Below are 12,417 nucleotides of genomic sequence, written 5' to 3' on the forward strand. Positions count from 1 at the left end.
TGCTTTGTCGCTTATAAGTGAAGCGGTTTGAGGTGCGGAGTATTATTGGTATGAGTGTTGATGGAAATACAATTTATACTTATTGTTTTCCGCTACCACATTCACTTTGCCAAAATGCGTCGCTATCGTCTCTGAATAAGGTAAATGGCGATTAGCGACAATCTGCCATACACCTTGTGATGTCAGCCTAATAGCACTTTGTTGGACAAATTGTGTGGCAATATCAGTCGTGCTGGTTAACCCATCATGAAACGGCGGGTTGGAGATAATACCATCGAACTTGCCTGAGATTTGATTAAACCCATCTGAAGGATAGACCTTTGCCTGCATACTATTGGCTGCTAGGGTTAATTCACATGAGAGTAACGCCATTGCATTGATATCAATGCACTCAATGGTTAACTCTGGATTGGCTTTTAGCAATGCAGCTGTAATGACCCCTGCACCACAACCAAAATCGAGTACTCTGCCGCGTAAGTTATCCGGTAAATGTGACAGCAGTAATTCGGTACCCTGATCGAGACGTTTCTCGCTGAAAACACCGACAGTATTACAAATTTGCAGTGTTCCCTGTGGGGTTTCTAGTGAATATTGGCTTACCCAATCGCTTATGGATAGCGTTGGTGCTGCTTGGGTTAAATAACTGACATACACTAGACAATGGCGGGCATTATCTTGCTTGATTGGGGTTGAGTAATAATCAGGTGTGAGTTTATCAATTGATTTAACTCCACCTTTATTTTCACCCACAATCATCAATTGGCCATCGATATTTAAATGTTGTGCAGCCAGTTGCAGTAAATAACCCATTAACGGTTTAGCTTTTGGAAAGTAAATAATGACGCTATCAAATTTTGCATCAGCTAATGACTCAGGCAGTTGATGGCCAAAATAGCATTGTAATTTTTCATTAGCGCAAGAGGATAATGTGAGGTGATGATTAAAGTCTAGCGCTAGGGCGGTGACATTATCGGCAAACTCAAGACATTGATGTGCAAAGGTATCAGCTTCATAATTGAGCACTAACACATTGTGTTGCTGAAAGTATTTGCTGTTTCTAATTAACGCTTGAGAAGGATTTGTTAACACGTCGGTTGCTCATAATGCTAGTGATAAGATAAACACGCTGATATTAACACAACCCCCACTTCGATAACGGGGATTGTGTTAGACATAGTCGTCAGTCAGTCAGTGATTAAGGTGTTTGCACCGATTGCGGTAGTAAGCTAAACATCTTAATCGCAATATCAATATTGTCTTGATGACCGCTAAATAATCTCGCACCTGGGCCTTCTGCAAAGACTTGAACATCCATCGCGGTATGACCGCCACTTGTCCAACCGGTATTCGATTTAATATCAATGAGTTTACGCAGTGCGATTGATAATGGCTCATTACCTTGCATGCGTGCGCTTTGTAATTGACTGTATTGCGCTTCATTTGGTGTAAAACCAAGTAGCGTCGCCGTTAAAGGTTGCCAGTTATCTTCGGCAATGGCACGGGTAGCAATGACATCAGGGCTGGCTTGAACCTTATGCAGTACTTCAGGGTGCCATTCGTATTTGTCATGTGCACCAACTGATAATCCACCGGTATTATGATCTGCTGTCACAACCATAAGGGTGTCTTTACTTTGGCGAACAAATTGTTCAACCACTTCGATAGCGGATGCAAATTCATCCATTTCACCCATCGCGGTAGCAATATCGTTACTGTGACCTGCCCAGTCAATTAAGCTGCCTTCTACCAATAACACAAAACCTTGTTCATTTTGTGATAGTAAATCTAATGCCTTTTGGGTCATATGGCTGAGTTTATGCGCTTGTTTATCATTAATCACCCAAGGCAATTGTACATCAGCAAACAGCCCCAATACTTTTGGCGTAGTCACTGATTCTAGCTCAGAGAATTCAGTGATGTGTTGGTAGCCTTTCGCGCTAAACTGCTCAAGTAATGTTGGGGTGAAATATTGCTGGCCACCACCAAGAATCACATCAGCATCAGACGCTAAATAAGCTTCTGCAATGTCTATGTAATTACTACGGCTTTCGTTATGAGCCAAAAATGCTGCCGGTGTAGCATGGTTTACTTGGGAGGTAACCGCTACGCCAGTAGATAAGCCTAATGCTTTGGCTTTTTCCATTAAGGTTGTGAGTGGGCGTTTTTCGGTATCAACGGCAATGGCACCATTATAACTTTTAACTCCAGTTGATAATGCAGTGGCAGATGCGGCAGAGTCGGTGACATAACCACTGATAGAAGCTGGGTAAGTGCTTGCCATACCAACGAGTAAGCGATCAAAAACCGTTTGTTCAATCTCTTCCGTTTCAGGATTATCTTTATAGTAACGATAAGCTGTGGTGTAAGCCGGTCCCATACCATCACCAATCATAATGATAATATTTTTGGGTCTTGATGGACCGACGGTTGGCACATTATTGCTTGCTGTATTAGCGACTACAGGTGACATAACGACTTCATCAGCCATTGCACCCGTTACGATCAAGCTAGATACCAATAATAATCTACCGATTATCCGTTGGTAGGTAGATAAAAAATGCATGATTAATCCTATTTTTGCTGACTAATACGGGCTTCGATGGCATCCATAAGCATGCCGGTAATATTAACGTCGAACGCTGCTTCAATTTCTTTAATGCAGGTTGGACTAGTCACATTTATTTCAGTTAACTTATCGCCAATAACGTCTAAGCCGACAAAAATAAGGCCACGCTTTTTCAATTCTGGACCAATAGCACGAGCAATTTTCCAATCACTTTCCGATAATGGTTGGGCTACACCACTACCGCCAGCAGCTAAGTTGCCACGGGTTTCACCTTTCATCGGGATACGGGCTAATGCATAAGGTACCGGTTCACCGTCCACCACTAAAATACGCTTATCACCTTGAGTGATTTCTGGAATAAAGGCTTGCGCCATCGCGTATTGTTGACCATAACTGGTTAATGTTTCGATAATCACGCCAACGTTAGGGTCATCTTTTTTCACTCTAAAAATAGACGTACCGCCCATACCATCTAGCGGTTTTAAAATGATGTCTTGTTTTAGCTGGTGGAATGCTCTGATGCGTTTAGCATCGCGGGTGACAATAGTGTCTGGGGTAAATTCAGAAAACCATGCCGTAAACAGTTTTTCATTGGCATCACGTAAGCTTTGTGGCTTGTTAACAATCAATACGCCTTCTTCTTCCGCACGTTCGAGCATATAAGTCGCGTAGATGAATTCGGTATCAAATGGTGGATCTTTACGCATTAAGATCACATCAAGTTCGGCTAAGGGAGTATCAACTGACTCGCCTAAGGTAAACCATTGATCAGCATCTTGCTTAACCGACAATTCACGCATCGTGGCCATGGCTTTGCCGTTGACCATCGCAAGGTCATGCATTTCCATATAAAACAATTGGTAGCCGCGTGCTTGTGCGTCCAATAACATCGCAAAGCTCGAATCTTTTTTGATGTTTATGTCGCTAATCGGGTCCATAACAATACCGAGCTTAATCATGTGTGTATCCTTTAATCATGTGCAGGGAAGATATCGGTTTACCCAATATCGCCAAATTTAACTTGTAATGCGGTAATGGCAGTTAATGACGCTGTTTCAGTTCTAAGTACCCTTGGCCCCAATAAAATGTCGGTAAAATGTTGGGTTTCGGTCATGGCAATTTCTTCGTCAGATAAACCGCCTTCTGGGCCAATTAATAATCTTACTTTGTGGTGTTGACCGGATAACTGCAAACCATTAATACCGTGTGAGGCTCTCGGGTGCAAATTCAGTCTTAAGGCTTCTGTGGATTCTTCACACCATTGTGCCAATGTCATTGCAGGACGAACAACCGGAACAATACTGCGGCCAGATTGTTCACAGGCACTGATAACAATTTTTTGCCATTGTTGCAGTTTTTTGTCTAAGCGCTCACCACTCAGTTTGACACCACAACGATCAGAAAATAACGGAGTAATGGTTGTTACACCCAACTCTACTGACTTCTGAACCGTAAACTCCATCCGGTCTCCGCGTGAAATCACCTGGCCTAAATGTAAGTCTAACGGCGATTCACTGTTGTTAGCCTCACAACTTAAGACCGTGACAGCAATCGATTTCTTACTGGTTTCAATAATTTCAGTTAAGTAATCATTGCCGTCACCGTTAAACAAGCTGATGCGATCACCCATTCCCATGCGCAATACTCGGCCAATGTGGGCGACACCATCCTCATCTAATTGAAGAGTTTGCCCTTGTTGTAAATTGTCTAGGGGCTGAAAAATGCGTGGGACTCTCATCAGTGTTGACCTTATTTAACCAATTGTTCAAGGGAAGCTTGATCGTCAATTAACGAACTAAGCCGTTATTTTGGCATTGTTTGAATACAAAATCATTATGATTACCTTGGTTAGCAGCGATTAAGGTATCACGCTTGCACTCAGTTGCCGTCACTGGCTGCATTTTGTCCCATGCATTAAACAGTTTTTGTTGGCTACTGCTAATCTGTAGACCATAGGTTTGTTGCATATAGAGGTAAGTGCGAGCGATAGGACCTCTTGCTCGTTCAGGCGGTTGTGCTTTGCGGCCTTTAAAGTCGACAATCATTTCACATTGTCCGTATTGATTCGCTTTTCCACCCCAATCACTAAACCTAAAGTTGCTGCGATCGCCATTGACCTCACCAACAGCAGGAACGAGATTATGTAAATCTGCTTCCATTTTTTTGAATTGCTTGTTGTTTTTACCACAATTCTTACGGCCGCCGTCTTGCCAACATTGCAGTTGATGACCAAATTCCCAAGCGGGAACCACGTGCTCCCATTCGATACGGTTGGATCTAATAATTTGTTTTCTAACCTGATAGCCACAGCTAGCATGATCTGCTTGCCATAATTTGCCTGCTATGGCGATGTCGCAGCCGCAATAAAAAGTACTGAGGGGGAGGTGTTGTTGGTAAATCTTTTTAGCCACTTTTTTCGCTTTACCAAAACTACTTGGATGTTCTGCAGCGATAAGTGTGGATGAAAAAATGCCGCACAGAAGCGACACCCAAAATAACCAAGAGTGTGTGGATGATAAGCGCAAAATTAAACCCTAAAATTAACAAAAACATCATTACAGCGCAGGCTTAGCCTGTCATTTTGGCTGATGTTAAGCCATCAGATGCGATGACGCAATTGATACCGTTTATTATTCCGAGCAAAGGTTATTTAGGGTTAAAAGGGGTTAATGTTTGTTGGCAGCGGCGACAGCGATATTGAGTTTGGCCACGGACAATTCTGTTGTGACGTCTTATGGTTAAGTTGATACTGCCACAGCCACAAAAATATTCGAATTGTTGGCCACTGACAGACTGAGTATTGAGTTGGTGAGTGGTCTTGGGAGTAATATTAAATGTCGTCAGCATTACGCTCTGCCATTCTTTACCATGAGGTCTTACTTTACCAAAGAGATGGAAACAGACTAAATGGCTAATTTCATGTGGTACCACTTCGTTAATAAAAATATCCGGATTTTCAGCCAGTAACACCGGGTTAAAGCGTAATTTATTGGTTTGTAAATGTGCTGTGCCGGCGCTTTTTCCACGTAAGCTAAAATGCACACTAGGGCGTGGGAATTGACGTTTAAAATGTTGTTCGGCTAATAGGTAGTCCGTTTCGACTTTGGCCAAGATCTGCTGTTGTAAAGGATCACTAACGGAAGTGTTCAGCGATGGGTGGGTTCGAGAGCCCACTGATAACGAAGACTCCTTTTCGTGGATATCTTGCGTTAATACTTGATGTGCGCGCTGAGTGAGATTAAAAATACTTTTAAACATGTTGAATAGCTTCACTTGCCTGAATGATTAATGAAAGGTTCAGGCAAGTAAAGTATCGGCCTGTTAAGTTAGTTGGTAGACATTACAGTGTGCTCGCCGCTGCAGTTATCATGGCGCGTATTTGCTCGACAATGTCTGACTCTACTTGCGAGTCGTAACCTTTAATACGTGGAGTATGAATGTGTCCTACCGGTAAATTCAAGTTAAATTGATCTCGAAGTAAAATACTGCGATAGGAAATTTCATTGGATAAATAGCCGCCACCAGAGCCTTCTACAGAAATTTCTTTTTGTAGTTCAGCCAGTGATGATGCCTTAAATTGTCCCCGAGATAAGGTGCTAATTTGATTATTGTCATTAACACTCCAATGCCCTTTCACTGCCGCCATTGCTTCAACGGGCAAAGAGAATTGCACAAACTCAGGGCCATTTAATTTGCCATTGGCAGAGGTTCCACCGTTAAATAATGGCGCTTTAGGATTGCGCTGACTGGCACCCGTTAATACATTTAAATTGTCTGGAGCTTCTGCGCTGCGATTACGTCCAGGAAAGCGTTCAATGTCGAAGTTTTCACGACCCATACTAATGGTAAACACCATGTCGACACTGTCTTCACGATAAAACGGCGTGAGTAACGATTCGATAATACCATTGTCGAAATCGCTAAATCTTACTGGAATCATTACGGTTTCGATTTGGGCTTTTTTACCATTAACCTCAAAACGATAACCATCGAGTGCTAATGCAGCTAAACCTGATGGATTGCTTTGGCCAATATTTCTATCAAGGAAAAAGGGGTCAAAACCGGTCACTAAAATATTAATTTGTGTATCGGGAGAAAACGTAATATCGCTAAAGCCGCGAGAGGACTTTTCAACTGCTTTGACTAAAATATCACGTTGCCAATCGGCCATATTGAATCCGGCTTTTTCTTGCTTTAGGACGTTACGCATGCTTAAACGACTCCAGTACAAGGAGCGATCATCACTGTGTCCCGATTGTACATCTCGTACAGCTTGCTGCCATAACCTATGCCCTTGATGCGCTGCCATTTCGGTAACGGCTAACTCATCAGTAGATTGGGCTAACTTGACCTCTAAAGTATCACTGATCGCTTGATAACGATTAACCACATTAGGCATAGTTTGCCCCGCTTTTGATACACGCATCTCTTCAACATCTTTTGAGAGCGGCCCAGCATTAACTGCAGTAGATAAGGTTAATGCCAATGTACTTAACATTATAAAAGCACTGTGTTTAATCATGATGGTTCCTTTAGGACCCTAGATGTCTATCTTTGGGTTGCATTTAACGACTTTACTGCCCGTGAGGCGGTCTACGTTATAGTTATAACACAGTTGTTTAGAGGGTTTAATAGGACTTTAAGACTCGTGTCAGTAAATCGTTTTTAAATTATGGATTGAAGTTAACCTCTTTGGAGGTCGTTAAATGTTGCAGATATGGCGATTTAATTGCTGCTTTTTATATACTATTAGCGCTTCTATACCATACTAAGATAATAAGAAAGATGTAGCTGAGATAACAGATACACTAAAGTTAGTCATCGTTACGGTTAATCTGGGGTGATAAGTCGATAAAAAGATGATTAAAAATGTACCAAGTGTGGTTCTGACTATGTATTAATATTGAATCAAATAATGATACTAGCTATGAGTGACTACATTATTGATGTATTAAATTACCGAAGATATAAACGATTAGCCAATGATCAGAGTTTATATTTCAATAATATTATCCGGTTATATCTATAGATAAGATGCACAGGCTAACCTTGTGTTAGCACTTTGGTGCTCACTGTATCGAAAGGATATCAACATGGAACCATTACTAATGGCAGGTTTTCAGTGTAATGAGCTAAATGAAGTACTTTCTCGATTAGACTTTCAGCTTCACTACATTGATAAGTATGATCAAAATAAAATTCCCATCAATTGTGCCCTGTGTTTAATCGATCTTCGAAAAGAAAATCTCATAAATGAAATCAATTATCTGGTCAGAGAGTTAGACCCTAGGGTCCATATCATTGTACTCATCAATAAATCACAACTCGACATTGCAGCGATCACAACTTTTATTGCGCAATATGCTTGGGATTTTTGTACTAGCCCTATTGATCCTGAAAGATTAGCGAAATGCTTGGGTCATGGCATTGGTTTATCTAAATTAAAGCAACAGCATCATGTTCCACAGCCTGAATTAGCTGGCAAAGAAACCGATCCATCGGTGTATCCATCGGACGTCATGCAACAGTTATTTCGTCAAGTTGAGCGAGTTGCACCGACAGATATTCCTGTGCTCATTCGAGGTGAATCTGGCACTGGTAAAGAATTAGTGGCGACCAAACTACATCAATTATCTTCTAGGAAAGATGGACCTTTTATTACGGTTAACTGTGGTGCTATGGCTGCTGGCTTAATTCAATCGGACTTATTTGGTCATGAAAAAGGTGCCTTTACGGGAGCAACAAGTAACAGGAAAGGCAAAATTGCATTGGCTGACGGTGGTACATTATTTTTAGATGAAATTGGTGATTTACCCGCTGAGTTGCAAGTCAATTTATTGCGTTTTTTACAGGAGGGGTTGTACGACTCAGTGGGCGGCGGCATACCGCAATCGGCTGACGTGCGTATTTTAGCGGCGACTCATGTTGATTTAGAAAGCGCCATTGATCAAGGCCGTTTTAGGTTAGACCTTTATTACCGTTTGAATGGCATAACTATTATTACCCCAAGGTTAAAAGAAAGGCGTGATGATATTATCGGTTTAGCCAATCGATTTATTCGGGTGTATTCGAATGAATATGGACTTGTGACAAAGCCATTATCGCAATCAGCTTGCCATGCACTATTAAACTACCCATGGCCAGGAAATGTCCGCGAGTTAATTAATCGTGTTCGCCGAGCGGTGGTATTGTGCGACACGCCGCAGATAAGTGCACAAAATCTAGAGTTAGCTAATATCGATAAAAAACGCCACATTGCGCTATCGCTTAAAACCTTAAAAGACAATGCTGAAAAACAAGCCTTACAACAGGCTATTTTGATTGCAGACGGTCAAGTTGAGCTTGCAGCAAGTTATTTAGATATTTCAAGGGCAACCTTTTATCGACTCATGGACAAACATCGTTTACCGCTGATGTAATTGGTTTAATTGAGACACTATTTAGTTGCTTATTCAGTCTTAATATTAAGATTGTACCTAAAAATAGAATTAAGCTTTATATCAATAACCTAGCTATTTTTATTCTTAACTTTAAGAATTCCTCTTGATCTAAAAACCGCTATCTATATGAAATTTAATAACTTTCATATTTGGCATAAGGGTTGCTATATCCTTTTATCAAATATGGAAGGAACATCTTATGGAAATCATTAGCCAGGTACATTGCAAATTGTTGCAATTATCATTGAAGCGAGCAATACAGCTCAGTGCGCTATTGCTGGTTGCTCATTCATACGCTGATGATTCAACGGTGATTGGTTCACATGTGATGCAAGGCGCAGGTCGGGCAAGTATCAACCAAGCTGCTGGCGATTTTAATATTCAGTCTAACAGCCATGCATTAGGCCAACGCACGTCTATCCAAACGATTAATTACAACCAATTACCGCAACCAACATCATTATCAGAATTTAATAAGCAACTTACTGCAGTAATAGACAGCCAAGCCTTTGCTCAATTTCAAGGCTTAGCCAGTATTAATCAAGTCAGCGGTGAGCAAAACATACAAGCTAACATAGGCAGCATTGCCATGGACTCGACCCTAGAAACCATCATAGGGCAAGGGTTGAATGATGAAGCCTTAACTCAAGTGTCGAGCCAATTGGCACCGTCATCTTATCAATTATCACACTATCAGGCCGACATCGCTCCAGACAGTTTTTTGGATGCGCAGGGCGTGATGCAGATTAATCAAATTTCTGGTGACAATAATGTTGCCATTAACCAGTTCTCGTTGCAGTTACCAAGCGGGAATTAATAATCATCGATCGGAGGAATGGAAGATGAAAAAACTCACTCTAGTGCTAAGTATTGCAGCAATAATGAGTAGTTCTGCATATGCAAATGGAATGACAGATTCAGACAGTAGTGTTGAATTAGATAAAAAAATAGATGTATCTAAAGAGCTTAAATATAAAGGTAAAGTGACCATTGAAGGCACTATCACGGCTAATGGTTTAGGCATGGCTGTAGTTGAAAATGTACAGGAAACTAGCGCAAATTTAGTTGAAAATTATTATCACGATAATGACGCTAAAATATCTGGTAATGCGTTTGAAAACTCAAGCGGTAATATTGGTGTTAACCAAGCGGCAGGTGATTTTAATGCGCAAAGTAACTCCGCTGCATTAGCTTCTATTGATGCCGGTTTTGCTTTTGGCTCTGGTGATGCTGAAATCTTCAGTACTCAAATGGGTGGTTTTAATGGTGTGTGGAACGAAGCCTCAACTAATACATCAACCATCAATGGTGCGTCGTTCATGAATGCCTCAGGTAATATTGGTGTCAATGTTGCTGCAGGTAACAACAATATTCAGGCTAACAATATGGCCGCGTCTTCATACAATGGTCGTTTAGGTGAAGCCAGTGTGTCTAATGTGCAAAGTACTGGGCATAACGGCACGATGAATATAGGGGTTGTTCAGGATAGCGTGGAATATGTCGATGTGGATCTTGTTCTTGATGCCGGAGGAACCTATGAAGGTACGTCCGCTTTAAATGATGCCTATTATCCAGAAATTATTTTAGAAGGTGACGGAGAACATAATTCAGGAACAGGAACTGTAGTGGGTCATGTTGATTTTGATACAGAAAACCCATCTGGTGCTGAAGTGATGACCTTTGATGAAGAAGGTGATTTAGCGCTTAATGGTACCGTGAGTGGTCAATTACCTTTCTTTGTTCAAACTGTGCTTCAGAAGTCTAATAATTCTTCATTATTAGCTGGAACAGCCTTCCAGAATGCATCGGGTAACATTGGGGTTAACTTGGCCAGTGGTACGGGTAACCTTCAGTCAAATAACCTTGCTTTAACAAGCATTACGGGTCCTGCAGAGATCATTTCTGGCGAGTAAAGACCTCATGATACGTTATGAATAAGGCAGGGGGGTAACCCCCTGATTCATCTTATGCGCGACATAACTAATTTAATGATTGCACTGTTGATCATGTCCAGCTTTAGTCTCACTTATTACAGTTACGCAGCAGATATCCCATTAACGGGTGTCGTGCCGGGTATGGGAACCTATTCTAAATCTATTCAGAGTATACGTGAGCGAAAATTTGAGCATGTTATAGAGCAAAAAACCGACTTTTCATGCGGTGCCGCTAGTCTAGCTAGCCTGTTGAAATATGCCTATGACCGTCAAGATATAAATGAGCAGAAAGTGTTAATTGGCATGTTAGAGCATGCCGATCTGACATTGGTACAAGAGCAAGGATTTTCACTGCTTAATATGAAACGGTATCTGCAATCTCAAGGATTAAGGGGGCGGGGATATAAAGTCGGTGAAGCTGAAATGTTGTTGCTCAAGATACCTGCCATTGTATTACTTAATGATGGTGGCTATAGCCACTTTGTGGTTTTTCGTCGTCATGATCGCGGAGAAGTCTATTTAGGCGATCCCGCATTAGGTAATAGGATCATGACAATGGATGAGTTTACTCAAAAGTGGAATGGGGTTGTATTTGTGGTTATTGGGCAAGAGTATCGACGTGATAATCCATTACTACATCCAAGAGCAAAACTAACGTTTAAGGCACTCGATCCGCTCTCACCTATGACGGATGCTGAGTTACTTGAGTTTGGTTTTTCTTATTCAGATATGCTTTAAGGAGGAAGTTATGAAACTAAGCATGATGCTATTACTGACGATTGCAGCACCTGTTATGGCCAGCTCGCCTTCATTGACGGTATTCCAACATAGCCAAGTGCTGACAGACTTTGAATTGGAATCAATGAAAGGTAAATACACTAATAATGGCCAAGATTATTACTTTGGCTTGCAGATGCAAACGCAGTTTATTCAAGATAATGGTGTCCAGCAACAAGTTGGAATGCAAATTGAGTTTTCTCAAGTCGACAATCAGCCCTCAGTGAATATTACTATCAGCGATCCCAATGCCATTAGTAGTAACAATGGGTTTCAGTTAGATGCTTTGGGTCAAACAGCAGGATTACAACAACGAATTCAAATCGCTGGGAGTAAAAACTTAGCCGTCAATGAATTAGATATGGCTCAAGGGCGATTAACCCCGCTACTGCAAGGGATTAATGTTGCCGTCGGCACAACGCTTGTGAGTAATAATGGCAACACCACGTTTTCGGCTAACGGTAATACAGTTGGCTATCAGGTCGAACTGGCCTCAGGCAGAGCCAGTCAAGGTATTAGTTATCAAAATGGCAATGGTCAGTTAGTTCAAAGCATTTTTATTGATGGACTCAGTCATGGAGTGATAAACCAGTCTACACTAAGGTATGACGGTATGCCTGTTGGACCAATTGAGTCAAATATACTTGGTAGGCAAATCAGCGATTTAACCGCACTAGGATTTTAATTCATTTTGTACAAG

General features: G+C 41.4%; 12 protein-coding genes. 5 read left to right on the plus strand and 7 right to left on the minus strand.

The annotated features are described in order from the left end of the window. Window positions 1-42: 42 nt before the first annotated feature. The 7 genes from GUY17_RS02940 to GUY17_RS02970 form a co-directional block, all read right to left on the minus strand. Entirely contained in the window at window positions 43-1,089 is a 1,047-nt protein-coding gene (locus GUY17_RS02940; protein ID WP_162022254.1) for a class I SAM-dependent methyltransferase, read from the minus strand. Between the two features lie 106 nt (window positions 1,090-1,195). Continuing rightward, window positions 1,196-2,470 (minus strand): alkaline phosphatase, encoded by a 1,275-nt coding sequence (locus tag GUY17_RS02945; protein ID WP_254439906.1) that lies wholly within the window; start codon window positions 2,468-2,470, stop codon window positions 1,196-1,198. Window positions 2,471-2,571: 101 nt separating this feature from the next. After that, the gene (gene gshB / locus GUY17_RS02950) at window positions 2,572-3,525 is read right to left on the minus strand and encodes a glutathione synthase (protein ID WP_101086196.1); all 954 of its coding nucleotides are present in this window, start codon (window positions 3,523-3,525) and stop codon (window positions 2,572-2,574) included. A 38-nt stretch (window positions 3,526-3,563) separates the two neighbouring features. Further along, the gene (rsmE, locus tag GUY17_RS02955) at window positions 3,564-4,304 is read right to left on the minus strand and encodes a 16S rRNA (uracil(1498)-N(3))-methyltransferase (RefSeq protein ID WP_162022256.1); all 741 of its coding nucleotides are present in this window, start codon (window positions 4,302-4,304) and stop codon (window positions 3,564-3,566) included. A 49-nt stretch (window positions 4,305-4,353) separates the two neighbouring features. Further along, window positions 4,354-5,055 (minus strand): endonuclease, encoded by a 702-nt coding sequence (locus GUY17_RS02960; RefSeq protein ID WP_174839669.1) that lies wholly within the window; start codon window positions 5,053-5,055, stop codon window positions 4,354-4,356. A gap of 157 nt (window positions 5,056-5,212) precedes the next feature. Next, window positions 5,213-5,824, minus strand: coding sequence for a SprT family zinc-dependent metalloprotease (locus tag GUY17_RS02965; protein WP_162022257.1), 612 nt, complete (start codon window positions 5,822-5,824; stop codon window positions 5,213-5,215). A gap of 82 nt (window positions 5,825-5,906) precedes the next feature. Further along, window positions 5,907-7,088: a hypothetical protein gene (locus tag GUY17_RS02970; protein ID WP_162022258.1), complete on the minus strand. Its 1,182-nt coding sequence runs from the start codon at window positions 7,086-7,088 to the stop codon at window positions 5,907-5,909. Window positions 7,089-7,659: 571 nt separating this feature from the next. On the opposite strand from GUY17_RS02970, the gene GUY17_RS02975 reads away from it, so the two are divergent. The 5 genes from GUY17_RS02975 to GUY17_RS02995 all read left to right on the plus strand — a co-directional run bounded on the left by GUY17_RS02975 (window position 7,660) and on the right by GUY17_RS02995 (window position 12,402). Then, window positions 7,660-8,985, plus strand: coding sequence for a sigma-54 dependent transcriptional regulator (locus GUY17_RS02975; RefSeq protein ID WP_162022259.1), 1,326 nt, complete (start codon window positions 7,660-7,662; stop codon window positions 8,983-8,985). A gap of 220 nt (window positions 8,986-9,205) precedes the next feature. Further along, complete coding sequence (locus GUY17_RS02980) at window positions 9,206-9,823, plus strand: hypothetical protein (protein WP_101086190.1); 618 nt, start codon at window positions 9,206-9,208, stop codon at window positions 9,821-9,823. 25 nt (window positions 9,824-9,848) lie between these two features. Next, on the plus strand, window positions 9,849-10,919 hold the full coding sequence (locus tag GUY17_RS02985; protein ID WP_101086189.1) for a hypothetical protein: 1,071 nt from the start codon (window positions 9,849-9,851) through the stop codon (window positions 10,917-10,919). 54 nt (window positions 10,920-10,973) lie between these two features. Continuing rightward, window positions 10,974-11,678 carry a C39 family peptidase gene (locus GUY17_RS02990; RefSeq protein ID WP_254439856.1) on the plus strand — a complete coding sequence of 235 codons (705 nt, stop codon included), beginning with the start codon at window positions 10,974-10,976 and terminating at the stop codon, window positions 11,676-11,678. A gap of 10 nt (window positions 11,679-11,688) precedes the next feature. Beyond that, complete coding sequence (locus GUY17_RS02995; RefSeq protein ID WP_101086188.1) at window positions 11,689-12,402, plus strand: hypothetical protein; 714 nt, start codon at window positions 11,689-11,691, stop codon at window positions 12,400-12,402. Window positions 12,403-12,417: the final 15 nt, after the last annotated feature.

The organism is Shewanella sp. Arc9-LZ, assembly GCF_010092445.1.
Classification (GTDB): Bacteria; Pseudomonadota; Gammaproteobacteria; order Enterobacterales; family Shewanellaceae; genus Shewanella.